General features: G+C 42.7%; 24 protein-coding genes. 8 read left to right on the top strand and 16 right to left on the bottom strand.

Going from position 1 to position 26,046, the window contains the following annotated elements:
- Nucleotides 1-155: 155 nt before the first annotated feature.
- The 9 genes from AC1RM2_RS30895 to AC1RM2_RS30855 form a co-directional block, all read right to left on the bottom strand.
- On the bottom strand, nt 156-2,783 hold the full coding sequence (locus AC1RM2_RS30895; protein ID WP_492988984.1) for a sigma-54-dependent Fis family transcriptional regulator: 2,628 nt from the start codon (nt 2,781-2,783) through the stop codon (nt 156-158).
- Nucleotides 2,784-2,949: 166 nt separating this feature from the next.
- Complete coding sequence (locus tag AC1RM2_RS30890) at nt 2,950-3,426, bottom strand: SixA phosphatase family protein (RefSeq protein ID WP_492988983.1); 477 nt, start codon at nt 3,424-3,426, stop codon at nt 2,950-2,952.
- An 84-nt stretch (nt 3,427-3,510) separates the two neighbouring features.
- A complete protein-coding gene (locus AC1RM2_RS30885; protein ID WP_492988982.1) occupies nt 3,511-4,197 on the bottom strand; it encodes a porin family protein in 687 nt (228 codons plus the stop codon).
- Between the two features lie 102 nt (nt 4,198-4,299).
- Complete coding sequence (locus tag AC1RM2_RS30880) at nt 4,300-4,980, bottom strand: outer membrane beta-barrel protein (protein WP_492988981.1); 681 nt, start codon at nt 4,978-4,980, stop codon at nt 4,300-4,302.
- A 71-nt stretch (nt 4,981-5,051) separates the two neighbouring features.
- Complete coding sequence (locus AC1RM2_RS30875) at nt 5,052-6,023, bottom strand: glycosyltransferase family 9 protein (RefSeq protein ID WP_492988980.1); 972 nt, start codon at nt 6,021-6,023, stop codon at nt 5,052-5,054.
- Between the two features lie 12 nt (nt 6,024-6,035).
- On the bottom strand, nt 6,036-6,539 hold the full coding sequence (gene rfaE2, locus AC1RM2_RS30870; RefSeq protein WP_492988979.1) for a D-glycero-beta-D-manno-heptose 1-phosphate adenylyltransferase: 504 nt from the start codon (nt 6,537-6,539) through the stop codon (nt 6,036-6,038).
- A 91-nt stretch (nt 6,540-6,630) separates the two neighbouring features.
- On the bottom strand, nt 6,631-7,188 hold the full coding sequence (locus AC1RM2_RS30865; RefSeq protein WP_492988978.1) for a D-sedoheptulose 7-phosphate isomerase: 558 nt from the start codon (nt 7,186-7,188) through the stop codon (nt 6,631-6,633).
- 78 nt (nt 7,189-7,266) lie between these two features.
- Nucleotides 7,267-8,250 carry a D-glycero-beta-D-manno-heptose-7-phosphate kinase gene (gene rfaE1, locus AC1RM2_RS30860; RefSeq protein ID WP_492988977.1) on the bottom strand — a complete coding sequence of 328 codons (984 nt, stop codon included), beginning with the start codon at nt 8,248-8,250 and terminating at the stop codon, nt 7,267-7,269.
- Between the two features lie 302 nt (nt 8,251-8,552).
- Nucleotides 8,553-10,232: a helix-hairpin-helix domain-containing protein gene (locus AC1RM2_RS30855; protein ID WP_492989293.1), complete on the bottom strand. Its 1,680-nt coding sequence runs from the start codon at nt 10,230-10,232 to the stop codon at nt 8,553-8,555.
- Nucleotides 10,233-10,458: 226 nt separating this feature from the next.
- Between AC1RM2_RS30855 and AC1RM2_RS30850 the strand changes: the two genes are divergently transcribed.
- The 4 genes from AC1RM2_RS30850 (at nt 10,459) to AC1RM2_RS30835 (ending at nt 14,237) form a co-directional block, all read left to right on the top strand.
- Entirely contained in the window at nt 10,459-11,040 is a 582-nt protein-coding gene (locus AC1RM2_RS30850; RefSeq protein WP_492988976.1) for a hypothetical protein, read from the top strand.
- Between the two features lie 19 nt (nt 11,041-11,059).
- On the top strand, nt 11,060-11,809 hold the full coding sequence (locus AC1RM2_RS30845; protein WP_492988975.1) for an ankyrin repeat domain-containing protein: 750 nt from the start codon (nt 11,060-11,062) through the stop codon (nt 11,807-11,809).
- A 58-nt stretch (nt 11,810-11,867) separates the two neighbouring features.
- Entirely contained in the window at nt 11,868-12,656 is a 789-nt protein-coding gene (locus tag AC1RM2_RS30840) for a carbon-nitrogen hydrolase family protein (RefSeq protein ID WP_492988974.1), read from the top strand.
- 657 nt (nt 12,657-13,313) lie between these two features.
- The gene (locus AC1RM2_RS30835; protein ID WP_492988973.1) at nt 13,314-14,237 is read left to right on the top strand and encodes a hypothetical protein; all 924 of its coding nucleotides are present in this window, start codon (nt 13,314-13,316) and stop codon (nt 14,235-14,237) included.
- 81 nt (nt 14,238-14,318) lie between these two features.
- Here AC1RM2_RS30835 and AC1RM2_RS30830 read toward each other — a convergent pair whose 3' ends face one another.
- Nucleotides 14,319-14,807, bottom strand: coding sequence for a hypothetical protein (locus AC1RM2_RS30830; RefSeq protein WP_492988972.1), 489 nt, complete (start codon nt 14,805-14,807; stop codon nt 14,319-14,321).
- Nucleotides 14,808-14,872: 65 nt separating this feature from the next.
- Nucleotides 14,873-16,645, bottom strand: coding sequence for a signal peptide peptidase SppA (gene sppA, locus AC1RM2_RS30825; protein WP_492988971.1), 1,773 nt, complete (start codon nt 16,643-16,645; stop codon nt 14,873-14,875).
- 87 nt (nt 16,646-16,732) lie between these two features.
- Here sppA and folK point away from each other — a divergent pair, with 87 nt between their 5' ends.
- Both folK and AC1RM2_RS30815 read left to right on the top strand, forming a co-directional pair.
- Entirely contained in the window at nt 16,733-17,212 is a 480-nt protein-coding gene (folK, locus tag AC1RM2_RS30820; RefSeq protein WP_492988970.1) for a 2-amino-4-hydroxy-6-hydroxymethyldihydropteridine diphosphokinase, read from the top strand.
- A 24-nt stretch (nt 17,213-17,236) separates the two neighbouring features.
- On the top strand, nt 17,237-17,614 hold the full coding sequence (locus AC1RM2_RS30815; protein WP_492988969.1) for an Hpt domain-containing protein: 378 nt from the start codon (nt 17,237-17,239) through the stop codon (nt 17,612-17,614).
- 242 nt (nt 17,615-17,856) lie between these two features.
- Here AC1RM2_RS30815 and purS read toward each other — a convergent pair whose 3' ends face one another.
- From purS to rho, 3 genes are all read right to left on the bottom strand, one after another.
- Nucleotides 17,857-18,111, bottom strand: coding sequence for a phosphoribosylformylglycinamidine synthase subunit PurS (gene purS, locus AC1RM2_RS30810; RefSeq protein WP_477446804.1), 255 nt, complete (start codon nt 18,109-18,111; stop codon nt 17,857-17,859).
- Nucleotides 18,092-18,814 carry a CDP-alcohol phosphatidyltransferase family protein gene (locus AC1RM2_RS30805; protein ID WP_492988968.1) on the bottom strand — a complete coding sequence of 241 codons (723 nt, stop codon included), beginning with the start codon at nt 18,812-18,814 and terminating at the stop codon, nt 18,092-18,094. The genes purS and AC1RM2_RS30805 overlap by 20 nt, the downstream gene beginning before the upstream one ends.
- A gap of 91 nt (nt 18,815-18,905) precedes the next feature.
- The gene (rho, locus tag AC1RM2_RS30800) at nt 18,906-20,537 is read right to left on the bottom strand and encodes a transcription termination factor Rho (protein ID WP_492988967.1); all 1,632 of its coding nucleotides are present in this window, start codon (nt 20,535-20,537) and stop codon (nt 18,906-18,908) included.
- A 353-nt stretch (nt 20,538-20,890) separates the two neighbouring features.
- Between rho and pyrF the strand changes: the two genes are divergently transcribed.
- Nucleotides 20,891-21,721 carry an orotidine-5'-phosphate decarboxylase gene (gene pyrF, locus AC1RM2_RS30795; protein ID WP_492989292.1) on the top strand — a complete coding sequence of 277 codons (831 nt, stop codon included), beginning with the start codon at nt 20,891-20,893 and terminating at the stop codon, nt 21,719-21,721.
- 49 nt (nt 21,722-21,770) lie between these two features.
- Here pyrF and AC1RM2_RS30790 read toward each other — a convergent pair whose 3' ends face one another.
- Nucleotides 21,771-23,186: a B12-binding domain-containing radical SAM protein gene (locus tag AC1RM2_RS30790; protein ID WP_492988966.1), complete on the bottom strand. Its 1,416-nt coding sequence runs from the start codon at nt 23,184-23,186 to the stop codon at nt 21,771-21,773.
- A gap of 424 nt (nt 23,187-23,610) precedes the next feature.
- On the opposite strand from AC1RM2_RS30790, the gene AC1RM2_RS30785 reads away from it, so the two are divergent.
- Nucleotides 23,611-25,578: a S9 family peptidase gene (locus AC1RM2_RS30785; protein WP_492988965.1), complete on the top strand. Its 1,968-nt coding sequence runs from the start codon at nt 23,611-23,613 to the stop codon at nt 25,576-25,578.
- A 29-nt stretch (nt 25,579-25,607) separates the two neighbouring features.
- On the opposite strand, the gene AC1RM2_RS30780 is transcribed toward AC1RM2_RS30785, so the two are convergent.
- Nucleotides 25,608-25,973 (bottom strand): hypothetical protein, encoded by a 366-nt coding sequence (locus AC1RM2_RS30780; RefSeq protein WP_492988964.1) that lies wholly within the window; start codon nt 25,971-25,973, stop codon nt 25,608-25,610.
- Nucleotides 25,974-26,046: the final 73 nt, after the last annotated feature.

The following is a 26,046-nucleotide window of genomic DNA, read 5'->3' as shown; positions in this document are numbered from 1 at the left end:
GTGCCACGAAATATAGTTAAACTGATGTCCAAAACTACCGTCATTGCGAGGTACGAAGCAATCACGAACTATGTGGGACTTAGCATGTCGGGGATTGCTTCGTACCTCGCAATGACGGCCTGTTTTTTTATTTTTAAACAACCCTTAAGCATTTATCAGGCAAAATAATCGCTCTTGCTGATGCCTAACTTTTTCATTTTGGAGTGTAAAGTATTGCCGGGGATTTTCAAAATTTCGGCAGCGCCGCCAGCACCCGAAATTTTGCCGGCACATCGTTTCAATGCTTCAATAATATGACTACGTTCAACTTCCTCCAGCGACCTGCTTAAGAGGTACACCTCGTCTTGTTTTTCTGTATCCATATTCCTGGGGATATATACATCTTGCAATATGCCGTCGGTTGTTAATAATATGCTGCGTTCCAGTAAATGCTCCAATTCGCGTACATTGCCCGGCCAGGTGTAGCTGCGTAACTGCTGTATTACTTTTGGTGCAATTTTCCTGATCTTGCGGCCGGTATTTCTGCTGTGCTTCTGTACAAAAAAATGGGTAAGGGCTTCAATATCCTCCGATCTGTCACGAAGAGGGGGCAGGTTGATAGGAAATACATTTAGCCGAAAATACAGATCTGAGCGAAAACGGCCGGCCTTTACTTCTTCTTCCAGGTTGCGGTTGGTTGCGGCAATCAGCCTTACATCTATCTTTATGGTTTGTTTACCCCCAATTCGTTCCAGTTCACGTTCTTGTATTACACGCAGCAATTTAGCCTGCGCTTCAAGCGGCAGTTCGCCAATTTCATCAAGGAACAGCGTACTGTTATTGGCCAGCTCAAATTTACCTATGCGCCGGTCAATGGCCCCGGTAAAGGCGCCCTTTTCATGACCAAACAATTCGCTCTCAATAAGATTTGCCGGTAACGCGGCGCAATTGACCTTTACCATCAGCTTATCGCGGCGCGGCGATGCGTTGTGAATGGCTCTTCCAATCAACTCCTTTCCTGTTCCTGTTTCGCCCGATACCATCACAGTAGTATTGGAATCGGCCACCAATGACATCAAGCGATATACTTTTTGCATCTGGTCGCCACTGCCAATTATTTCCGAGAAGTTGTAAATAGTTTTGATTTGTTCTTTCAGATAATCATTTTCTACTTCCAGCTGCCTTTTGTAGGCCAGCAATTTTTCGTTAGCCTGTATATTGGCAACAGCAACAGCTATTTGGGCACATATCCCTTTCAGCAGCAATGGGCTCAGCCGGTTTGCCAGCAGCCAGATGGTGCCTATGTTTTTGTCGCCCACACGTAATGGCAGGGCGTACATATTTCTTAGTCCGGTTGTTTTCCACAGCTTTGCGTATGTATTACCGGTTTTTAATTCTTCTTCCACATTAAACACCAGTCCATCCTCACTTGCAAGCACCTGCGCCGTGTAGGTTTCTTCAATGGTGACCCGGTTAGCCAGGCTTTTATCGTAGTCGGTTTGGGCTTTGCCAAACAACGTACTGTCAAACATAAATGGGGTGAGGTGAAAGCCGTCATCGTCAATCACCCGCAACATGGCAAGTTTTGTTTGCATTGTTTTATCCAACACCCTGAAAATAGCATTCTGCAGATCAAGCTTCGTTCTTGACTGTGTAATATCATTACTGAAATTCAGCAAAAAGGCCTGCTCTTCCTGTTTTTTATTGATTTGCTCATGAGCCAGAATATTAGCCATAGCTATGGATATTTGTGCGCAAATACCTTGCAACAACTGAACATTGATTTCCCCAATGTCGAGGAACAACATGCCAAGGTTCGTTTCACCGTTACGCAACCGGATACCTACAATGTCCTTAAACCCCATCTCTTTCCAATATTGTAAATAAGCAGAGGTAATTCCGCGTTGTATTTCCCTGTCTATGTTAAATAACAAAGGGATTGGGCTATTTAATACACGGTTTTGAAGTCCGTCATTAACGGGGTACCTGGCTTGCTCAAGCGCATTCACTATTTTGGGATCTTGTGCCTTTTGAAGATCGTACACATAGGGGCTCATTGTCGTCTGGTCTTCATTGATCCGGCGAATGACAAAGCCCCCCGGCGGATTTAACTTGCCTAATGCGGTGCGGACGGCGCGGGCAAGCTCTTCCTTCGTCCTTACGGTTACAATATCGCTGCTAAAGTCAAGAAGGAATGATTTTTCTTTTTCCTTGTCAAGCAGTTCCTCATTTTTGATAATATTAGATACGGCGCTCGACAACTGGGGTATAATTCCTTTAATAATGCTCCTGAATTCGCTGTTAAAACTGCCGGGTTTATCTGAGTAAATATGAATAAAGCCCATAGGCTTTCCTTCTTTCATAAGCCGCGTCATTAAAATTTCTCTTACGCCTTCATCGTAATTAACGCGGAGAAAAGCGGGGCTTCGCGGCTTGTCCATTATATCTTCCAGCAGAAAAGATACAGGTTCTTCTGCCTGCAATACCGTCTGGATGAAGGGTTCGTTCAGTGAAAAATGAGACTTAACCATTTCCTGGTATCTTGGATGCGACCGGATCGGAGACCCATCATTGTCAAGCAGAAAAGGGACATATGTTTCGTCCTTGTTGTCAATCAGGGTAACAATCGTATGAGTAAAATAAAATAACCCTTTGATCCTTTTTTTAAAAAGCACTATAAGATCATTCTTGTCCCGAACCCGGGTAATATCATTTCCCAGTTCCAACAAGATCCTTCTTTCCTGCTCAAGCCCGGCTATTGAGGGGGCCGGCAAATCTGATTCAGAAAGTTTTGTCTTTTTCATGATGGCAATTTATGGAAATTACAAGCAGATGTTTCCGCCTTATTGCTGTGGCCCAAATATGCACATAGCTTTATTACTAAACAAAGCCACACCTCATTTTCATGAGAAGCGTTTGGGTACGTTCTCCCCGAAATCCTGTAACCCGCTCCCCGAACATGCACTCGGATCACCCCTTCGGTGAATCAAAAAAAGTTAAGTGGCCATCTTCGCCGCTGATGGATTCCCAGGTGTCATTATCAAAAGTAATGAGGGCAACGGCGCAGGTTGGTAAATCGCGGTACTGGCCGGTAAGGTAATATAACACCTGGCTGATGCCGGGGTTATGGCCTACAACGCCAACAAAATCATATTCATTTGGCAAGCCGTTAATCACTTTTACCCAGGTGTATTCGTTGGCTTCGTAAATTCTTTTATCGGTGCCGGCGTTGGGTAGCTGCATTTGTGCGGTAAAAATATCGGCTGTGGTTTGCGTACGCAACGCCGGGCTGGTCACTATTATTTGTGGGATAATGGATTGCCCTTTCAGTATCGATGCCATAAGCACGGCATCCTCTTTGCCCGCCTGCTTTAATGGTCGGTCAAAATCAGCGTAGCCACTTTCATGTGTGGCTTTAGCATGGCGGATGAGCAGCAATTTTTTCATAACAAAACGGATTTTCCGGGGATTTTAAGTTTAGTTTATTAAGTATTAACGTTGCTTTTTGTTTGTTGTTTTGCAGGAGAAATGTTAAAAAACAAAGCCTACTGAAGCTCCAAAAACATGATTTTTGAACTTGTTGCCAGCCTGGTCTGGCGCAATGTTTGATAGGCCCAGATCGTAATTGAGGTTGAAGAGCAGGCCGCCTTTCAGTTTGATGCCCGCGATGGCGCCTGCACCATACTCGTCAGAGCGGATATCACCGTTATCGCCAAACGTGATTTTATCGCTGCTGGAAATGGCGGTATGCGTACCATTATTATTGTTATCGGCCGATAGATTTTTGCGTCCATAAATCCCCATGCCCACAAAAGGGCCTGCGCCAACGTAAAATTCGCCTACCACAAAAGGTGCATGATAAACTATATTAACGGGGACCTGTACATAATATAAATTGTACTTTGTGCTAACCTGGCTTACAGATCCATTTGGAAGTGTACCGGTAAAACCATTGAATGTGCCGCCTTTGCCGGTAAAATTAACAGCCGGCTGTAATGAAAAATGCCCAAGTTTAACATCAACAAAAACGCCGAAGTTAAAAGATGTTACCGTGCCGCTGTTGGCTATTGTGTTGGTGCCGGCAACTACATTGGCCTGTGTGCCCGATGCCTGCATGGTTGCAAAATTTACACCGCCCTTAATGCCAATTGATGGCAGTTGCGCAAATACTGTTATTGATGAAGTTGTTACAAAAAGTAAAAGTATAAGTTTTTTCATCAGGCAATATTGGGTTATTTATATTACCAAATGTATGAAATCTATCAATTAAAAACAGCGTGATGTAAACGCGGGACTGGGTATCTGGTTACTATGATTAACTTAAAATGTTAAACCCACTGATAGCTGCAACGCCCGGTTATGTAACTTTATTTCCTGGCCGGCAGGGGCAATATCTGGTATGCCTAAATCATAATTAGCGCTAAATAAAACACCACTTTTCAAATGGACGCCCACCAAAAAACTGGCTCCATTATCGAATGGTTTAAGATCGTCACCATCATTATTACCAAACTTAATATTGTGGTTAATATAGGTAGTTTGGGCCTGGCCATTTGGATTGCCCTCATTAATGTATTTTGAACTGCCTTGTATTTTGCCGCCAACACCAATTGACAGATAGGGGCCTGCCCCAAAAAAAATGTCGCCAATAACAACCGGTACATGGTAAAGCACATGGACCGGAACCTGGGCATAATAAATATTACGTTTGATGCTGTAGTTGCCAATCAGGTCGTAGCCGGAGATGGCCTGTGCCTCTTTGCCACCCCGGCCGGTAAAGTATGCGCCGGGCTGTACAGACCAGTTGCCCAATTTAAAATCGGCGAAGCCGCCGATAGCGAAAGTTGTAATTGAACCTGTCGACGCGTTAACGGTTGTGTAATTATAGGTGTTGGTTAATGTTGCAAAATTGACACTGCCTTTAATGCCAAATGATGCAGATTGGGCAAAGGAACTTAATGATAAACCAGATAATAACAGGAAGATAAGCGTTCTTTTCATAGATAAGGTTTTGAATAAGATAATACTAAACCTTACGGGCGATGAGACGCTAATATAACAGCAGGTAGTAATTATGTATTAGCGTTTAAAAAGCCGACGATGCCATCCTCAGGCATGTCATTCATGCATTTAAAATGCCCGAGCGGGCATTTCTCTAACCCGAATTTTGAACATGGGCGGCAATCCAGGTCGATGCCGGCAACCAGCACATCCTTAACCATATAGGGTTGTACGCCAAGCAACTCGGGTACGGTACCGCCCCAAACTGATACGATGGGTTTGTTAAAAGCTTCGGCAATGTGGGTAAGGCCGGTATCAAAACCAATGATGCTTTCGGCTTCGGATACCAGGTAAACCGATTCGTCCAGCGAGGTTAACCCGCAGGCATTATAAATATGAGTACCGATGGCAGTGGCGACGATATCGCCATTAGCTTTAACGTCGTTACCGCCCAATAGCACAACCGGCAATTTAAGCTGGCTGCAAATACTGATGATTTTTTCATTCGGCATCCGTTTGGTGAAATGCGTGGCGCCTATTACAAAGGCGACATAGCTGTTTTGATGAGTGGGAGGAAGTAGTTTGCTTAGCTGATGCTCGGCTTTTATATAGTAGTCAATCGGCCTTCCGTCGTTGGTAACGCCCAGGGGTTTTGCGGCTTCCAGGTACCTGTCGACCAGGTGGGTAGGGGCAATAAGCTTTAGTTTAAACTTTAAGCTAAGCCATTTCCTTATAGGTTGTTTTTTATAGGTGGTGGATTTTACGCGCGTGCGCAACTTAATAATAGTGGTGCGCAGGTTGTTGTGCAAATCTACGATGTGATCGTATTTTTCGGCCTTAATCTCGTTAATCGTATCTGAAAGCGAGGGTTTTAGCAGCAGTAATTTATCAACATAAGGGTTATTGTCATAAATATACTTAAACGCCGGTTTGGTTAAAAAATGTACTTCGGCATTGGGCACCTGCTTTTTAATACAACGTACAACGGGCGTTGTATATATAATATCACCCATCGAACTAAAGCGGATTACCAGTATCTTCATGTTGCTGCCGTATCAGGAAATTTGATTCCTGATTTTGTTGATTATCGACGTTGAGGAATAGCCTTCTACAAAATTGATGGTTTTAACCTCGCCGCCGTTGGCTATCACCTCTTTGGCCCCAACTATATTCTCTACCGAATAATCGGCGCCTTTTACCAAATAGTCGGGTAGCAGGTTGCTGATTAAATTTAGCGGTGTATCTTCCTCAAACACAACTATGCCATCTACAAAAAACAATGCCGCTAATATTGCTGCGCGGCTGTTTTGGTCGTTAACCGGCCTGCTTTCGCCCTTGATACGCCTAACTGAGCTATCGGCATTAAGCCCGATAATCAATTTATCGCCCAGTTCGGCAGCTTTGGCCAGGTAGGTAATGTGGCCAATATGCAGCAAATCAAACACGCCATTGGTAAATACTACCTTTTGTCCTTCACTTTGCCAGCTTTGTACAAGGCTTTTAAGCGATGGCAAATCATTAATTTTTCCCGTAAGTGTTTTTTCGAGGTCGATTCTCATTATCTTATTTTGGTATACAGACACCTATTTGTGTCGCCGCATGCAAATATGAATGTTTGGCAGAAGACGCAAATATGCTTCCCTACATTTTTTAATCAAACAAGTTATCAACTGCCTGGCACATAATATGGCCAATCAGGATATGCATTTCCTGGATGCGGGCAGTAGTGTTGGATGGTACCACAATGTTTAAATCGCAAGCCCCGTTCATTTTACCGCCATCCCGGCCAGATAATCCTAAAGTTTTGCAGCCATATTGAGCAGCCGTTTCAAAGGCATTTAAAATCCCCTGGCTGTTGCCGCTGGTAGATATCCCTATAAACAAATCGCCGGGTTTGGCAAAGGCCTCAACCTGGCGTGCAAATACCCTATCGTAATGGTAATCATTGGCAATGGCAGTCATTGCCGATGTATCAACTGTTAAAGCTATTCCTGGTAATGCTTTCCGTTCCTTTACAAAACGGCCGGTTAATTCGGCTGCAAGGTGCTGCGCATCTGCCGCGCTGCCGCCATTGCCCGCAAATAAAACTTTATTGCCGTTTTTTATAGTAGTGGTAATCATCTCACAGGCTGTTTCAATATCGCCTTGCAGTGTATCGATAACCAATTTTATCGTGTTTTGATGATCTATGAGTTCTTTTAAAATCATTTTAAAGTTTTGAGGTTGTGTTACCTGTTTTGAGGTAGTTTATTCTTAAAAAGTCTTTCTGTTTTAAGCCTTCGGCTTTCAGCTTCTTTCCATGTCTTTAATAATCTCGTCGATGGTTGTTGTGGCACTTCCAACATGGCGTATCACTATTGCTGCTGCATGGTTTGCTAATTCACACGCTTCTTCAACAGATAGCCCGGAGGCAATAAAATAGGCCATGGTTGCTAAAACGGTATCACCGGCACCGGTCACGTCAAACACTTCGGTAGCTTTTACCGGTAATGATTTGTAGGTTAGTTCACTTAGTATCACCATACCTTCTTCCGATAGTGTAACCACGATGTATTCAGAGCCCGTTTGCCCAAAAATAACTTTTGACGCTTCTTGCAGGCTTTCAATAGAATTGATTTTTTCTACTTTAGCTGCTTCCGCCAGTTCCTTGCGGTTTGGTTTGATAATAAATGCCCCTTTATACTTTTCGTAATTGAGCCCCTTGGGGTCAATTACTACTTTTTTGCCGTATTTGGTGGCCTCGATGATAACCCGCTGAGTTAATGATGGTGAAAAAAGGCCTTTGTTGTAATCAGACAATATCACCATATCGGCCTGTTCAATATATTCGCCTAATTTGCCAATCAGTTCATCTTCAATAGCTGCAGAAACGGTATCCGTTACTTCCCTATCCACCCTCACCAACTGGTGACTGCCCGCTAATACCCTGGTTTTTACCGTAGTAGGGCGGTTGCTATCCTTGATAATACTAAGGGTTTGTACGCCTTCGTTAGCCAGGATATCAAATACCTGTGTGGCTGCCGCATCATCACCAATTACACCTGCCACAGAAACGCCCGCACCAAGGGATACCAGATTTTGTACCACATTGCCGGCTCCGCCAAGGGTATAGGTTTCTTTTTTAACATTTACAATGGGCACCGGGGCTTCTGGTGAAAGCCTTGTGGCACCGCCTATTATATAATGGTCAACCATCAAATCTCCTATAACAAGTATTTTGGGTTTTGCACCTGATGATTGTATAGCGTGTACTTTATCCTTTAAGTTCATTAGTTCACTGGTTCATTAGTTCATTAGTCATTTCGCTTCGCTGTCATTTGTCATTCGCTTCGCTGTCATTAGGCATTTCGCTACGCTGTCATTGGTCATTTCGCTACGCTGTCATTGGTCATTTCGCTACGCTGTCATTAGGCATTTCGCTACGCTGTCATTAGTCATTTCGCTTCGCTGTCATTGGTCATTTCGCTGCGCTGTCATTAGTCATTCGCTGCGCTGTCATTAGGTATTTGGCTGCGTTGTCAATTGGCGTTTTACCTTTTACCTTTTACCTTTCACCCTTCACCTTTTACCTTTTACCTTCCACCTCTCTTCTTTTCAAATACCTTGGTAATTTCTGGTAATGATAACGCGTTTAGGCACATTTCCTTATACAAGCCACCTTTACGGGCTGCTAAAATACCGTAATGCATATCCAGGTGGCCTTCCAGGCGGTGGGCATCCGGATTGATGGATAGCATAACGCCTTTTTCAAGCGCGTATTGGTGCCAGCGCCAGTCAAGGTCAAGCCGTAGCGGATTCGCATTTATTTCAATTATCACATTGTTGGCGGCACAGGCGTCAATTACCTTTTTATAATCAATAGGGTAACCTTTACGGCTTAACAGCAATCGGCCTGTTGGGTGGCCCAGTATGGTGGTGTAAGGGTTTTCAATGGCGGTTATTAGCCTTGATGTAGCTTTGGCCTCGTCCATTTTTAATATAGAATGTACCGACGCCACAATGAAATCGAATTTTTTTAATATCTCATCCGGGTAATCCAATGCACCATCGTACAAAATGTCCGATTCAATACCTTTAAATATATGAAAGCCATCCAGCTTTTTGTTCAGGTGGTCAATTTCTTCCTGTTGTTGCAGCACGCGTTCAATGGTCAGTCCCTTGGCATAAAAGGCACTTTTACTGTGGTCGCACATACCCAGGTATTCCAGTTTTAGGGTATCGCGGCAGTATAGGGCCATTTCTTCTACTGTATTTACGCCATCGCTCCAGGTACTGTGGTTATGCAGGCTGCCTTTTAAATCGTGCCAGTTTATGAGGATTGGCAGCGTGTTTGTTTCGGCCTTTTCAATAAACATGGTGCCTTCACGCAGTTCGGGCTGCATCCAGGCCAGGCCTGCTTTGGTGTATATGAGTTCTTCAGTCTCGGGCTGTTGAAGCGGGGTATTAATACGGTCTAAAACGGCCTGTACATGATCATCAGTGCCGGTATTTTTAAAAAGTTCTAAATAATAATCACCTTTTTCCACACAAACAATATCAACCAGCAAACCGTTCTTCAACTCGCCCGAAATATGATTTTCGTTCTGGGCCACATTTTGTAATATTTCCGATGCTAAAAAAGCATCATAGGCAATTTGCTGGTCAATACTGCCAATTACTATCACAATTTCGGTAATGATATCATTTAGCCTCCTGAATTCACCGGCGAAATGCTTTAGCGCGCCCGGGAAAACAGATTTTACCATGTCCATCAACTCGTTTGCTTCCTTTTCAACCTGGGCAAACAGAAATTTGCCATTACTTGCCATCCTGAATTCAATAGCCTTACGGATCTCTTCCTGTGTTTTCAGCCCGAAGCCTTTGGCCTCAATCAGGCGGTTTTCGTTACAAGCGTAAAAAAGTTCCCCCGTGTTTTCAATCCCCAGCTCCTTCCATATAATAGCAACTTTTTTGGGGCCGATGCCTTTAATGTGCATCATCTCTACCACGCCCTCGGGGGTTTGGGCAAGCATTTCTTCCATTTCGGCCATGGTACCGGTTTCAAAAAGCTCGATGATTTTGCCGGCTATGCTTTTGCCAATGCCGTCAACCTTTTCCAGTTCGGCCAGTGTTTTACCGGCAATAGGGAAGGGGAGTTTATCAACTTTAAAGGCAGCATTAGCTATCGACTTAATTTTAAACGGATTAACCTCATGCAGTTCCATGAGTTGCGATAGTAACCGAAGTTTGCGGGCTATGGGTTTATTTTCCATCATTAAATTGAGCGGCAAAAATACAAAAAGCCATTGTAAAGACAGTGTTGTGGGGTGGTTTGTTTTGTATATGTGCAGATTTCAGATTTTAAATGTGCAGATGATTGAAAGTTAAAATAGGGTTATTTCTGAATTGGATTTTTAGAATGAACAATATCAAAACGAAACTTATGAAGTTTTTAAAACTTCGTAAATTTGATACTAAGTTGCTAAAGTTATCAAAACCATGATCAACATAAACCAGGAAGAATTTCAGAAGAACCTTTTGCTTACACAGGTTTATTGTGATATGCAACTCAACACCGAAGGAAAACCGGCTGGTGAGATATTAAGGAGCATCAACCCGCTAATTGATGGCAAAGCTATCTTTTCCTTTAGAAGAGTAAGATTCTTTGGTAGTGCTGAAGAAGAGACAAGGGTGATTTGGAGCATAGATCCTAACAAAGCCGGCAATGAAATGATTTATGATAAGCTGTTTCAACTGCAATTGACGCACAAAGAGCAAACCGTTAACCTGTTGAATTCAAATGTAGAATATCACGGTAAAATAGTAGTTGTCGAGGTGGATTGCGTAATAGTTGACGGATTTTCAGAGGATGAATCACTTGGTATAATAGATGAACAGGACTGCCCGCCCATTGATACCTGGTTTTATGTGGCCAGGAATAATATGGGCCGAATATTGTATGCCTGGATACCTGAAAAATTTGTTCCGCTTGTTCAGGCCGCAACGGAAGTTAATATACTATCTACTGTTGTATGGCTTGATGATTTTATAAAAGATGGTAGGGATAAATTGTTATTGTAAACATTAAAGCCAACGAATTATGCCCGATTACAATCAAATCCTTTACGCCACCGAAGTACATTCCGTTGAAGGAATTAAACAATATTTCGGCGATGGAGGAAGTCCAAACGAAGTTCATGGTGGCGTGCCGCTTTTTACCACCATGGTCGAGATGTATTACCGAAGCCCCCAATTTAAAGATTGTATCCGGGCGTTTATTGATGCCGGTTTGGAGTTTGAAGATCAGGCGCTTTTGGCCGTGCTGGCGCATGATGCCGGAGAGTTAAAATCGTGTATTGTTAACGATCCACAAATAACTATCAAAGCATACGCTTTACACAATAATACCTATACGCCGCTTACCGGCGCAACTTTGATGCATTACTGCGCCGAATATAATAGCCTTGCCTGTGCCGAAGTACTGGTGCAATACGGCGCCGATGTTAATGCCAAAGCTGCCCTTGACGAATACGGTTTTGGCGGCCATACACCAATATTCCATACAGTAAATCAAAATGGCAATAGCTCTGTTGATATGCTCCACTTCCTGCTGCAAAAAGGTGCCGATTTATCAATCACCGTTAAAGGGCTTATTTGGGGTAAAGGGTACGAATGGGAAACCTTGATGCCAGCTGTTAACCCGGTAAGTTACGCCATGATGGGCTCGTTACCCCAGGTTCACCGTAAAGAAGCGACTGTAATGGAAACAGTAAGTTTGTTATTGAAACATGCTTACGGGATTGATTACTTGCCAAATAATGTACCGAATGTTTATTTAAAAAGGGGATAGGCACACCGCATATGGTACACTTTAATAGATTTGCTAATTTTAGGTATAATTTAGAAAAATGAAAATCGCCATAGCTTCGCCACCAATGCCGGCATCTATTAAAGAGGGCTTGCAACAGGCCGAATTTTTGATCCAGGAAGCTGCAAATCAACAGGCAGAGATCATCTGTTTCCCCGAATCCTATCTCCCGGGTTACCCTGCTGAAGAATTTGGGGTAGAAACAAGTTCGCCCGAAAAAATGCGTTTGGCTTTAGAAGAAGTATGTGCCATGGCGGCAACAAATTCAATAGCTATTATTATGCCCATGGATTGGTATACCATTGGCGGAGTTTTAAACATAGCCCATGTCATATCAAAAACAGGCGAAGTTTTAGGCTATCAAACCAAAAATCAGTTAGATCCATCCGAAGATAGTATCTGGATTCCCGGAACCGAACGCCATATTTTTGAAGTAAATGGTGTTAAATTTGGTATCACCATATGTCATGAAGGTTTCCGTTACCCCGAATCTGTACGGTGGGCGGCCCGCAATGATGCTAAAATTGTATTTCATCCGCATTGTACAGGCAGCAATGTGCAGGGAGTCGAGCTTACCGAGTGGGGCAGCAAGGATAATCCCTACTATGAAAAGGCCATTATGCTAAGGGCGATGGAAAATACGATATATTTTGCCAGTTCGAACTACGCGTTTAAGTACCCGGATTCGGCCAGCTGTATAATTGCGCCGGATGGCACATGCATAGCTCACGAAACCTACGGTAAAATTGGCGTGATTATAGCTGATATTGATCCCGATTTAGCTACAGGCCTGTTGGCCAGGAGGTTTAAGCCACAACTCTACATTTAAGAATACTTCCAGTATACAACTATTGCCAATAGTGTTTTTGGGGGCTCTATGACGTTTTGTATGGGTTGTTCGATTTCAATTAGCTTCCACATAACTCTCTTCTTAAGGGCCATCGGCCCGGTACATATTGTAGCCACGGGTTTCAACCCGTGGATGATTGGTCAAAGGACAACAAGAGTGCCATCGGCACGGCACATATTGGGGTGTAAATCCAGGTATTTTCAATTTGTTCAAGCGATATATACGCGTTGATAATATGTGCCGAACCTACGGTTCTCAATCGTTTTCTTCGTTTTTTTCCATGGGTTAAAACCCGTGGCTACAAGATTGGCCGAGGCTACGCCTCTATTCGTGTTGAAACAAGCCCCGATGTGTCAACAAAATATATCTTTAGAAACTAATCAGCAATAGCGTCTGTATTACCCACACAAACCGTCATAGAACCTTTTTTTGCCCAAAATGTCTTTTGGTAATTCTACCTAAAAAGGCAGGCATTTATACGCGATACAAAACAGGTAATAACACGTTTGCGTTTACGTGAATCCCCTGATAGATTTTTTTCGGCGTCTGCCGACTTTAGCCCGTGATTAAACAATAAAGAAATTTTGTTTCAATCAGCTAAAATTTATTTATTAAAAATCTCTAAAATCTATCCACATGAAAAAGATCTATTTATTACAGTTACTGGCGGTTGTTGTATTGGCAATAACTTCTTGCGGTAAAGACGGAGCAGTAGGCCCTGCAGGGCCTGCCGGTTCACAAGGTACAACAGGTGCTGCCGGAGCAGTTGGCGCAACAGGCGCCGATGGAACTAAAATTTACTCGGGCACAACGGCCCCGGCCACAACACTTGGTATCAATGGCGATTTTTATGTTAATATCGCAACCAGCGGCTTTTATGGCCCCAAAACCGCTGCCGGTTGGGGTTCGCCTTTTAGTTTAAAGGGTGCAACAGGCGCAACTGGTGCGGCAGGTGCGGCCGGGGCCGCCGGTTCAACCATTAAAAGCGGCAATGTTGCACCAAGTGCAGCTGTGGGTGCCAATGGCGACTATTATTTGAACACTGCCACCTATTTATTTTACGGGCCAAAAATTGGCGGCACATGGCCTGCGCCTATCAACCTAAAAGGCCCTAAAGGCGATCCCGGTACTGCAAACGTTATTTACTCTGATTGGTTTACACCATCGTCGTATGTAAAAACAACGATTTTTGGTTCAAGTACCTTTACATTCGACGTAGCCGAACCTAAAATAACACAAGATATATTAGATAAAGGTGTTGTGGTGGTTTATGGCAAATTGAATGGCTACAATCCTGTGATCTGGCCAACAGACCAGGTGTCACCATTGCCGGTTGTAGTTAACTACTTAAGCGGCACCACCCCCGAAATTGATATCTGGTCGGGCCTTTATACCCTGGGTAATGTACAAATCAGCATGAAAAACAATAACAATGTGTACACTAATATTTCAAACGCCCACAGTTACAGGTATGTAATTATACCTGGCGGGGTACACATAGCTGCTGTTAAATTGAAAAACTATAATGAATTGAAAGAGGCATTGCATATCCAGGATTAAATCATCCCCGTTTATCAGCTTTTTAACCACCATATGAAGATGTTTATCTTTCATATGGTGGTTTTTGTGTGATTAAGTTATTTATATTATCCCGGTGATACACACCTTATAAACCCTCATAATCCGTTCGCCAATAGCTTTGGTATCTGCAGTTACTGGTCGTGAGGATTTAATGATCATATCATTATCTGCAATTGTTTCACCCTCAATATTTATGAAAATATTACCTGCGTTTACGCCATCGATCCTTATTTTAAAATAGAGCATTTCAAAGGCTTTTACCGTTTTTAGCTTGCTGTGGATAAAAGCAGGCCAATCTTTTAGTTTTTGGTCGCGAAGATTTTTGTCTTGTACCTTAAAAAGATGGAAGTTCTTTATCACTTCGTCTCCTAAAATCGTTGCATCAGTTGGGAATTTTAATACAGAACATTTTTCCTGTTCGTAGTAAATTCCCGCGTTGTTTTTATACAGTGGCGCAATAATAATTTTTTCCTCCTGTTCAGAAATATATAACGAAACGTGCTTTACGTGACTGTTATTGATAGATTTTTTGTTGAAAAAGGCTAACATCCAATAAAATTAACAAAAAAAGCCACCCTTTCGGGCAGCTCTTCTTTCAAAATATAACATAAAACTTACTTGATCACAATTTCATAGGGCAACCTGGCCTGTGGGGTGCGCATTATTTGGGTAAGGCCTTTTAATTGTTCGTAAACACGGTAATTATCGCCTAATTCCGATTTCATCATTTTGGTTTTCATTTGGCCGGTTACATCACTGTCAAGCTGTTTAAAGAAACTTTTTTGCTCGGGGTAGCTTACCAGGTTATAGTTTTTAAGCTTAGCCTTTTTTGCAGCCGAAGCAACAGCATCGTTAATATTGCCCAAACGGTCAACCAATCCAATTTTTATAGCCTGTGCGCCGGTCCATACGCGGCCCTGGCCAATACTGTTGATGTAAGCTTGTGTTTTGCCGCGACCTGCTGCTACGGCTTTTGTAAAATCGTCATAACCATGATTCACGTTGTTTTGCAATATAGCCTTTTCTTCTGGAGTTAATGGCCGACTCACGTCGCCCAGATCGGCATATTTGCCGGTTTTTACACCATCAAAAGTAACGCCCAGCTTATCATTAAACAGTTTTTGCATGTTAGGCAATACGGCAAAAATACCTATCGAGCCGGTTATCGTATTAGGTTCGGCAAATATCGAATCGGCGGCACAGCTGATATAGTAGCCACCTGATGCGGCGTAATCGCCCATCGATACAATAATGGGTTTCACTTTTTTGGTAAGCGCAACTTCGCGCCATATCACGTCAGACGCCAAAGAGCTGCCTCCGGGCGAGTTAACCCGCAACACTACGGCTTTTACTTTATTATCTAAACGTACTTTACGGATAGCTTTTGAAATTCTTTCAGATCCGATGCTGTTATCATCGCCCTGGCCGCCGGTTATATCGCCGCTGGCATAAACAATAGCTATGCGGTTTTTTGACGAATTATCGTCGTCACTATTAACATCTGTTTTGCTTTTGGTATATTCATCAAGGTCAACGCTTGCAATATCTTCTTTTTTGCCTTTGCCTGTACGCTGCCTAAGTTCATCTAAAAGCTCGTCCTTATATTTCAGGCCATCTATCAGCTTCAGTTTTACTGCATCTTCGGGGAATTGAACGCGACCGCTATTTGCATAATTAAACAACGAATCTTTATTAATGCCCCGGCTTTTGCTGATGCCGGTTAAAAAATGATCATACAACGAACCTAAATAGGAGGTAACCTGCAACCGGTTAGGCTCGCTCATTTTGGTAAGGAATAAAGGCTCAACTGCACTTTTGTAAGTGCCTACCTTAATAATTTGTACCTCGATGCCCAATTTATCAAGCGCGCCTTTCAGGAAGGTAACTTGCTGGCTGAAACCGGTAAACTCAAAAATACCTTTGGGGTTCATGTATACTTTATCGGCAACTGATGCCAGGTAATAAAAGCCCTGGGTATAAATTTCTGAGTAGGCTATAACAAACTTGTGCGATTTTTTAAAGTCGATTAATGCATTGCGGATTTCTTCGGTGGTGGCCTGGCCCGATGTCATATAGCTTTCATCTAAAAAAATGCCTTTAATGTTGCTATCGGATTTTGCTTTTTTAATATTAGCCAAAATGTCGTTCAAACCGGTTGATTTATCGCTGTTTAATCCCAAAAAGCTTAACCCGGCAAGCGGGTTGTTTGGTGTACGCTCGGTTATCGGGGTAGTAAACGCCATGTGTAACACAGAACCGGGCTCAACTTCTACCTCTTTTTCACCGCTGGCGGCAACTATTATACCTACAATTATTAAAACCAGTATCACTGTTGTTAATACTAACCCCAGCATGGTGGCAAAAACGAATTTGAAGAATTGTTTCATTAATGTTATAAATCTGTTTAACTATGCAAACTTAGTAATTCAATACCGTATAGTGGTAAGAGCCTGTTCTATAATATTTGTTACAACATGATTGATGTTTTTTTACTTTTGGGCAGTAACCTTGGCGACAGAAAATTGCTGCTGAATGAGGCAATTGAGCGCATTGAAGCCGATGTAGCGCCTGTATTACAGGCGTCATCTGTTTATGAAACTCAATCATGGGGCAAAACAGATGCGCCCGACTATTTAAACCAGGTGCTGCGGTTACAAACGGAAATGACAGCGCGGCAGGTACTCAACAAAATATTGGCGGTTGAACTGTTAATGGGGCGCAGGCGCAAAGAAAAATGGGGCTCACGGACGATTGATATTGATATTTTGTTTTATGGCGATGCCATTATTGATGAGCCTGATTTGAAGGTGCCACACCCCGAAATGCATAAACGGAGGTTTACTTTAGAGCCTTTGGCTGAGTTGGCACCTGAATTTGAACACCCGGGGATAAAAAAAAATATTTTAGAGTTAAAAAGTGAACTTATTGATGACTTGGTCGTAAAAAAAGTATAATTTTGAATATTCATAAATCTTTATATGTCAGATATTTCACCAGAACAAGACTTTGATCTTTCTTTCCTATATGAAATTGCCGATGGCAGCGATGAATTTATTGTTGAATCTATTGGCATGTTCCTGGAACAAACACCACAACTATTGGGTGCAATAACCACTGCCCTTGAATCGGGCGACTGGACCGAGGCAGGGAAGGCATCACATAAACTGAAACCCAACCTTGGTTTTTTTGGGATGCCAATAAGCCAGGCTACCATACAGGAAGTTGAGTTGGCTTGTAAGGCGGGCGGCCAAAATCCGGCAGAAATTTTTGCCAAATTTAACCAGGTAAAAGCCACAGTAAATGCTAATTTGATTACCCTGCAGCAAATTAAAGCCGAAAAAGAAGCCAGCCTTTAAGGAGGTAAAAGGTTAAAGGCGAAAGGTAAAAGGTTTTTTGCTTAAAATATAAAAGAGGCCATCCTTAAAAGGGTGGCCTCTTTGCATTCTATGTCCTTATAAATTGAACAAAAAAAGAGGCTACCTCTCTGTGAGATAGCCTCTTTTTATATTTTAGAGTGTTGTTAAAGCCTTTCGCCTTTTATAGAGTTGTTAAAACCTTTCGCCTTTAACCTTTTTCCTTCCACCTTTTCCGTCAAAAACTAAACTTCTACTACCTTAAAAGTATAGCTTTCCATAATCAGGTTGGCCAATAAGTTTTTGCAGGCTTGGTCTACTTTGCTGTGTGCTGTTTCGGCGCTGTCGGCTTCAAGCTCAAGGGTGATATGTTTGCCTATACGTACGTTTTGAATTTCGGCCAAACCGAGGTTTTTCATGCTTCCGGTTACTGCTTTTCCTTGCGGGTCAAGAATTTCTTTTTTTGGCATTACGTCAATTTCAGCCTGGAATTTTGTCATTTGTGAGTCTTGTTTGAATTAAAGATAAGGTGATGTACATAAATATAACCACCGGAACTGCCACAAATTTAAAAAATAGAATCAGTATTGCCGAAAACATGAGCAGTAAATAACGGAAAATGTTTTTATTGAAGTCGCGGTTCTTGAATTTAAGTGACATCAGCGGCAATTCGGACACCAGCAGGGTACACATGATAACTATAAGTACCGTTAATGTGTACGGGTTTAAGATAAACCGGGCCAAAACGTCGTACTGTTCAATAATCAATGGCAGCGATGCTATAAATATGGCATTGGCAGGTGTTGGCAAACCAATAAAGCTATCTGACTGCCGGGTATCATTATTGAATTTGGCCAGGCGTAAAGCCGAAAATACGGTTATTAAAAAAGCCAGGTAGCACAAATACTCGCTGATGTGCGCAATTTGCGGGGCCTTTAAAAACAGTTCATATAATATAGCCGATGGTAAAAAACCAAAGCTTACCATATCTGCCAGCGAATCAAGGTCCTTGCCTATAAACGAGTAGGAGTTGAGTACCCTGGATGCAAAGCCGTCAAAAAAATCAAAAATGGCAGCAAGGAAAATGGCGTAGGAAGCGATTAACAGATTACCCTGAAAGGCAAACACGATGCCTATACAGCCGCTAAACAGGTTGGCGCAAGTTATGGTATTGGGCAGGTGTTTTCTAACTCGTCTCTTCATTTTGTGTTACGAAGTTATCAGGATTTTATTAAGTAATAATGAAGTTACAAATAATATTTACATTAAATATAACTTCATTACCACTAAAATATTACGAATTCATCGAAATCAGGAATTCTTCGTTGGTTTTGGTACCCCTTATTTGTGCCTGTAAAAACTCCATTGATTCCTGCGAGTTCATGTCGGCCAGGTGGTTACGCAATATCCAGATGCGTTGCAGTGTTTCGCGGTCAAGCAACAGATCGTCGCGGCGGGTACTTGATGCAGTGATATCGATAGCAGGGAAAATACGTTTGTTTGAAAGTTTACGATCCAGCTGTAACTCCATGTTACCGGTACCTTTAAACTCTTCAAAAATAACCTCGTCCATTTTTGAGCCGGTTTCTGTAAGGGCAGTAGCGATGATGGTTAATGAACCGCCATCCTCGATGTTACGGGCCGCGCCAAAAAAGCGTTTCGGTTTGTGTAATGCGTTGGCATCAACACCACCCGATAGTATTTTACCAGATGCTGGTGCAACTGTATTATAAGCACGGGCCAGGCGGGTAATTGAATCCAAAAGGATCACCACGTCATGACCGCACTCTACCATACGTTTTGCTTTCTCCAAAACAATATTGGCAATTTTTACGTGGCGCTCGGCAGGCTCATCAAATGTTGATGATACTACTTCGGCGCGTACGCTGCGGGCCATATCGGTTACCTCTTCAGGGCGTTCGTCAATCAGCAATATAATAAGGTACACTTCAGGATGGTTTTTTGCAATGGCATTAGCCACATCCTTTAATAGCATAGTTTTACCTGTTTTAGGCTGCGCCACAATTAATCCACGCTGACCTTTACCAATAGGCGAGAACAAATCCATAATGCGGGTTGAATAGTTACCAGCATCGGTGAACAGGCTCAGTTTTTCTGATGGGAAAAGCGGTGTTAAGTGATCAAAAGGCACACGGTCACGCACTTCGGCAGGGATACGGCCATTAATGGCTTCCACACGTACCAAAGGGAAATATTTTTCACCTTCTTTTGGCGGACGGATGCTGCCGCGAACGGTATCACCTGTTTTTAAGCCAAAAAGTTTTATTTGCGATTGCGATACGTAAATATCATCGGGAGATGTAAGGTAGTTGTAATCAGATGATCGTAGGAAACCGTAACCATCGGGCATAATCTCCAATACACCTTCGTTAACAATAACGTTATCAAAATCAAGGTTAATAGCAGGCTCCTGTGCTTTTTGCTGGTTAGGGTTGCCATTAGCGCGCCTGTCAAATTTCTGCGGACGTACCTCAGCAGATGGTACTTCTGCTTTTGGGGCCGATTCACCAGGTTGATTGTCTGGTATTTCGCCGCTTACAGGCGCTGTTGTTGTAGTATCATTTACAAGACTGGCATTGTTCTGGTCGTCCTCTTCCTCTTCAAAATTGTTGGTATCATCCAAGGGTACTTCAACGCGGGGCTGAGTTTTTGGTTTTAACACGCGGGTACGCTTACGTGTTTTTTCACCGGCTTCTTCGGCTACAGGCTCGGCTGTAATAGGTGCATAATTTTGTTCAACAATGTTCTGTTGTACCCTTGCGGCCTCAATTAATTGTTGTTGTTCAATAATACGTGCAATTAGCTGTGCTTTACGTAGTTCGTCGGCCTCAGCAATACCTAAATTTTTTGCAATTTCGCGCAACTCTGAAACGAGTTTGTCGTTCAATTCGATTTTATCAGACATGATATGAATTATAGTTCAAAGGGATTTTTAATATCGTAAATAGTTTTCAAACGGTTATAAAACTTCCATGTGCATTTTGGCTTATACGTTGTTACACACGGGGTGTTATAGTAAGAAATTGATCTTGAAGCATTGATTAAATAAACATCCAAACCCACTCAAAACATTAGTTAATAAAAATCGTGGGGTTTTAAATTGTTTCTTTGGTGCAAGAAAAAATTCAAAGGAAAACGATGCAATTCTAAACAATAATTTCTTAATATCAAATTAATTAAAAAAATATCTACGGTGTTATAACGTTTAAGCTAAATTTTTAGTTTTTTTGCCATCCGAATGTTTAACCCCTCCCTATGATATCGCGCAGGCAGCTAATAGACCAGATCAAGCAAAAAAAATCCTTTTTATGTGTAGGCCTTGATACGGACATTGATAAGATACCGGAATTTTTAAAGGAATATCCCGATCCTATCCTGGAATTTAACAAACGAATTATTGATGCCACTAAAGATCTTTGCGTATCCTACAAGCCCAATGCCGCTTTTTACGAGGCGCGGGGTATAAAAGGCCTGCAAAGCCTGATAGATACCTGGAAATACCTGCCAACAGATACTTTGAATATAATAGATGCCAAAAGGGGCGATATCGGCAATACATCTGATAAATATGCTACGGCTTTTTTTAATGAAGAAGCATCGGGCATGAGCTTTGATGCTATCACCATAACCCCTTATATGGGCAATGACAGCGTTACGCCATACCTTAAATATGATGGCAAATGGATTATTATCCTGGCGCTCACCTCATCGGTAGGCAGTAAGGATTTTCAGTACCTGGAAACCGGCGGCGGCTATTTATATGAAACCGTGATACAAAAAGCCAATACCTGGGCCGGGGCCGATAGAATTATGTACGTGGTAGGTGCCACCAAAAGCACCGAATTTACCAACATTCGAAAATATGCGCCGGATAACTTTCTGCTGGTACCGGGCGTAGGCGCGCAGGGGGGCAGTCTGGAAGAAGTGTGTAAATACGGTATTACCAAAGATTGCGGCCTGATTGTAAATGCATCACGCTCCATCATCTACGCCGGCAATGACGAAAACTTTGCCGAAGCCGCCCGTGCTGAAGCATTGCGCATGCAGCAACAAATGGAAGTGGAATTGGAAAAGGCGGGAGTTTTATAGTATCAAGTAGTAAGTATCAAGTATCAAGATTTTTGAGTAGTTGATTAGGTTAAGCTTCTGGTAAATATAGGGGCATTGGTTCATCTGTATTGCCTTGGTTATTGCCGAAGTTTATTTTTGATAGCACAGTTTCGAGGGCTGGGAGCGTATTGTTTAGGTTTTTTGTTTTGATGAGGAAATTCCAAACCGGTTCAAATTTTTTCCAGCCGCCTGCATAAAAAAAGTGTTTGAGTTTGTGCATATGCGATTGGTGCTGAATGCTGGCCTTGAATATGTTGTTCCATTTATAAAATTCCTTATAAGCCCACCAGTAACCGTCCTCCAGTTCCTGTGCGCTCAGCCCAATGGTTTGGTAAACCACTTTGCGGGTATCATACAAATCCCAGTTTTTGGTAATTATCCTTCCCTGCCTTTCCATAGTTTTAAATAATTCGGTACCGGGATAAGGAGTTAACACGTGATAGGTTGATGTAGTAATAGAATGTTTTACGCCCCAATCAACGGTTCGCTTAAAAACATCTTTGTCATCATCATCCAACCCAAAAACAAAACTGCCGTTTATCATGATGCCAAGGCTGTGGAGCCTGTTTACGGCTTTTACATAATCTTTTTCGAGGTTTTGCTTTTTATTACTTTGTTTAAGGTTTTGCGGCGAAAATGTTTCGAAGCCCACAAATAAACTCCTTAATCCCGCTTCGGCGGCCTTTTCAATAAGGTTTCCCCTTAATATCGAATCTACAGTTGCCGCTCCCTGGAAAACACGGCTCATACCCTTCATACCGTCAAATAAAGCAGCCGAGAATTTAGTGTTGCCCAATAGGTGATCATCTAAAAAATATAAATGCCTGCCCGGCAGCCGATCAATTTCGGCAAGGGCATCGTCAACCTCCTGGGTATAAAAAGTACGCCCTCCTTCAAAAAAAGCATCCTTATAACAAAAGCTGCAATGATGCGGGCAGCCCCTGGTTACCACAATGGAGTTTGGTACAAGATACAAATGCCTTTTGATGAGATCACGGCGAATTGGCGGCACTTTTTCGAGCGTACGGATGGTTGAATTGTATATTTTTTGAGGGCAGCGGTTTTTAAAATCCAACAAAAATTTAGGAAATGTATCTTCTCCCGGCCCTGTAAAAATACTATCGGCGTGTGGCGCCGCCTCAAATGGCAGGGATGTAACGTGCAGGCCGCCAAGAATAACGTAAGCTCCCTTTGCCCGGTAATGGTCGGCAATTTTGTAGGCGCGGTAAGCATTGGTGATGTACACCTGGATAATCACCAGGTCGGGGTTGTCGTCTAAATTAAGTTTCTCTACATGTTGGTCCTGCAAATCTATTTCATCATCGGGAGATAGATAGGCCGCCAATGTTGCCAGCCCAAGCGGCGGGAATAGCGAATATTTTATCGGCCTCCAAAACGGACTTTCGGCTTCGGTTAAGGCGGGGAGGATCATTTTAACTTTCATGTCTATTGTAAATAAAAGTACTTTGGTATACAAAGTAAATGAATCGAATTTAATTAAACAAGCAATCTGTTTTATAAATTTGGTTTGCCTGCGGAACATACTATTCCGATAAGCAAAAGGATGATTTAATTCGACCAAAGACCATATGTATGAAATGCCGGCTTAATCAGCGTGGTCAATTAAATAATATCTATCGGTGGTCAACTGTTGCGATTTTGTTGCGATTTTTACTTTGTGACAATTGGTAATTTGTTGATTATTAGATAAATAATGTTTTTTGTTGTTTCACCTGTTGCGCAACACTACAGTTTGGAATAATACACTTTTCAAAAAGTCTTAACTCTTGATTCTTGCCTCTTGATTCTTCTTTGCAGATTCTTATTATTGGAAAAATCCCTAACTTACCACCTCGTAAGTTGACGCTATGAAAAAAATACTACTCTCGCTTTTTGCGCTATCCTGTGCGTTGTATGCTACTGCTCAAACAAAACCATTTAAACCAGCCGATTTTGATAAAATCCCAACTGTAAGCGATCCGCAGCTTTCGCCTGATGGCAAATGGGTGGCCTATAGCGTATCTGAAGTTGATACGGCAAAGGATAAACGGGTATCGCACCTGTGGATGCAAAGCTGGGATGGTAAGGAGTCATTGGAGTTAACGCATGGCGACGAAGCAGCTTCGGCGCCGCGATGGTCGCCGGATGGTAAGTATTTGTCGTTTGTTTCGTCCCGCGATTCAAAAAAGGGCGGCCAGATCTGGCTGATGGACAGGCGCGGAGGCGAAGGCGTGAAGCTGACAGACATTAAAGGCGATGTGGGCGAATATGCCTGGTCGCCGGATGGTAAAAAACTGGTAATTGTTATTGGCGACCCTGAAAATAAGGGTAAAGAGGAGCCAAAAACACCCAACCCCATTGTTATTGACCGTTATCATTTTAAACAGGATATAGAAGGGTACCTGCAGCACCTGCACAAGCATTTGTACCTGTTTGATGTTACAGCAAAAAAGCTTGATACCTTAACCAAGGGAGATAAGGATGAGAGCTCGCCGGTATGGTCGCCGGATGGCAAAACGATAGCTTTTGTGAGCAACCGCAGTGCCGACCCTGATAAAAACGAAAATACCGATATTTTTACCGTTGATGCCCGGCCAAATGCCAGCATACTCCAGGTAACATCATGGAAAGGCCCCGACACAAATCCGCAATGGAGCCCCGACGGTAAACTGATTGCCTTTTTGCGTTCCACCAGCGACGCCGATTACATGATGTACGATCAAAAGATGTTGTGCACCATGGATGTGGTTGGTTCAAACAAAAAGATACTTACCCAGCAGCTCGACCGCCCGGTTACTGACCTGGCCTGGGCAAAAGACAGTAAGAATATCTCGTTTTTGGTAGTTGACGACCGTGAACGCTATGTGGCCAGCGTGAACGTAAACAACGGTAAAATAAGCACGGTAAATAAAGGCACGTACAGCATTACCGATATCAACACCAACTTAAGCGGCAACTGGGTTGTTCAAAAAACAGATCCATATACCCCTGCCGAGTTATTCGCGTTGGAAGGGGGGAAACTGCGCCGCTTAACCTTCCATCAGCAAGCCTGGTTATCCAATGTTAAACTGGCCCATGTAGAAGGTTTTGAATCTGCCAGCGCAGATGGTACTCTGGTTAATGGTATTGTTTTAACGCCCGATAGTAATGCCAAAAAGTTACCCTTTATTTTGTTTATACACGGCGGCCCCGTTGGGCAGGATGAATACGCCTTTGACGCCGTAAGGCAGGTTTTGGCCTGCGCGGGTTATGCCGTTGCCGGCGTAAATTATAGGGGTAGCAATGGCCGTGGCCTTGATTATTGCAAGGCCATTTATGCCGATTGGGGAAATAAAGAGGTTAAAGACCTGCTGGGCGCGGTAGATAAACTGGAAAAATTAGGCATTGCCGATCCCGACCATTTAGGTATAGGCGGATGGAGTTATGGCGGTATCCTTACCGATTATACCATCGCATCTGATACCCGTTTTAAAGCCGCGGCCAGCGGCGCCGGCAGTGCCTTGCAATTAGCAGTTTATGGCAGCGATCAGTATGTTTTACAATACGAAAACGAAATTGGTGTACCCTGGAAAAATGCCGATAAATGGATTGCCTTATCGTATCCTTTTTTTCATGCCGATAAGATCAAAACACCTGTACTATATATGTCCGGTTTGAAAGATTTCAACGTACCAACCATCGGCAGCGAACAAATGTACCAGGCCCTGCGGTCGCAGGGGGTACCTACGGAGTTAATACTTTATCCAAATTCATACCATAGCATCACCAAGCCAAGCTACCAGGTTGATAGGTTGCAGCGGTACGTGGATTGGTATGATAGGTATTTGAAGAAGTAGGGCATTTAAGATTATTCGATTAAGAAGAATTATTCATTGTCATGGCTTCTTCTTAGCTTAACTGTTCTTAGTAAGTCATCTTTAACTGCCGGGCTCAGTGTGTCAAGTTCGGAAAGATCGACGACGTTATAAGTCAATTGATATTCCAGCGTTGAAACTATATGTGACCCACGCATGTCATCATATTGGCGGGCGATATGCTTATTAAAATCGCGTATTTCTGCATATAATGTAGCATAATGCTCTTGATGATTATCGTCCTCAGCTCGCCATTTCGCTAAAAGAGAATGAAAATTTTCCATGCCTCTTCTAAACTCTTCTTTTATTCCTTTGGCTATAAGGTCACGAACTATCTTTTTATCTGTTTTGTTTAATTCCTGATATCTGTTTTGCATGGCTTTAAGTTCTAATGATCACAAAAATAATTATTAGTCAATACAGGTTACATCAATTTTATCGCAAGCAAAA

The sequence above is a fragment of the Mucilaginibacter sp. GW822-FHT03E02 genome, assembly GCF_058801545.1.
This window is presented reverse-complemented; position numbering and strand designations above follow the sequence as displayed.

Bases quoted from the DNA above. Each gene is read 5' to 3' on its own strand.
- AC1RM2_RS30895 (WP_492988984.1), bottom strand. From the start codon at position 2,783: ATGAAAAAGACAAAACTTTCTGAATCAGATTTGCCGGCCCCCTCAATA.
- AC1RM2_RS30890 (WP_492988983.1), bottom strand. From the start codon at position 3,426: ATGAAAAAATTGCTGCTCATCCGCCATGCTAAAGCCACACATGAAAGT.
- AC1RM2_RS30885 (WP_492988982.1), bottom strand. From the start codon at position 4,197: ATGAAAAAACTTATACTTTTACTTTTTGTAACAACTTCATCAATAACA.
- AC1RM2_RS30880 (WP_492988981.1), bottom strand. From the start codon at position 4,980: ATGAAAAGAACGCTTATCTTCCTGTTATTATCTGGTTTATCATTAAGT.
- AC1RM2_RS30875 (WP_492988980.1), bottom strand. From the start codon at position 6,023: ATGAAGATACTGGTAATCCGCTTTAGTTCGATGGGTGATATTATATAT.
- rfaE2 (WP_492988979.1), bottom strand. From the start codon at position 6,539: ATGAGAATCGACCTCGAAAAAACACTTACGGGAAAAATTAATGATTTG.
- AC1RM2_RS30865 (WP_492988978.1), bottom strand. From the start codon at position 7,188: ATGATTTTAAAAGAACTCATAGATCATCAAAACACGATAAAATTGGTT.
- rfaE1 (WP_492988977.1), bottom strand. From the start codon at position 8,250: ATGAACTTAAAGGATAAAGTACACGCTATACAATCATCAGGTGCAAAA.
- AC1RM2_RS30855 (WP_492989293.1), bottom strand. From the start codon at position 10,232: ATGGAAAATAAACCCATAGCCCGCAAACTTCGGTTACTATCGCAACTC.
- AC1RM2_RS30850 (WP_492988976.1), top strand. From the start codon at position 10,459: ATGATCAACATAAACCAGGAAGAATTTCAGAAGAACCTTTTGCTTACA.
- AC1RM2_RS30845 (WP_492988975.1), top strand. From the start codon at position 11,060: ATGCCCGATTACAATCAAATCCTTTACGCCACCGAAGTACATTCCGTT.
- AC1RM2_RS30840 (WP_492988974.1), top strand. From the start codon at position 11,868: ATGAAAATCGCCATAGCTTCGCCACCAATGCCGGCATCTATTAAAGAG.
- AC1RM2_RS30835 (WP_492988973.1), top strand. From the start codon at position 13,314: ATGAAAAAGATCTATTTATTACAGTTACTGGCGGTTGTTGTATTGGCA.
- AC1RM2_RS30830 (WP_492988972.1), bottom strand. From the start codon at position 14,807: ATGTTAGCCTTTTTCAACAAAAAATCTATCAATAACAGTCACGTAAAG.
- sppA (WP_492988971.1), bottom strand. From the start codon at position 16,645: ATGAAACAATTCTTCAAATTCGTTTTTGCCACCATGCTGGGGTTAGTA.
- folK (WP_492988970.1), top strand. From the start codon at position 16,733: ATGATTGATGTTTTTTTACTTTTGGGCAGTAACCTTGGCGACAGAAAA.
- AC1RM2_RS30815 (WP_492988969.1), top strand. From the start codon at position 17,237: ATGTCAGATATTTCACCAGAACAAGACTTTGATCTTTCTTTCCTATAT.
- purS (WP_477446804.1), bottom strand. From the start codon at position 18,111: ATGACAAAATTCCAGGCTGAAATTGACGTAATGCCAAAAAAAGAAATT.
- AC1RM2_RS30805 (WP_492988968.1), bottom strand. From the start codon at position 18,814: ATGAAGAGACGAGTTAGAAAACACCTGCCCAATACCATAACTTGCGCC.
- rho (WP_492988967.1), bottom strand. From the start codon at position 20,537: ATGTCTGATAAAATCGAATTGAACGACAAACTCGTTTCAGAGTTGCGC.
- AC1RM2_RS30790 (WP_492988966.1), bottom strand. From the start codon at position 23,186: ATGAAAGTTAAAATGATCCTCCCCGCCTTAACCGAAGCCGAAAGTCCG.
- AC1RM2_RS30785 (WP_492988965.1), top strand. From the start codon at position 23,611: ATGAAAAAAATACTACTCTCGCTTTTTGCGCTATCCTGTGCGTTGTAT.
- AC1RM2_RS30780 (WP_492988964.1), bottom strand. From the start codon at position 25,973: ATGCAAAACAGATATCAGGAATTAAACAAAACAGATAAAAAGATAGTT.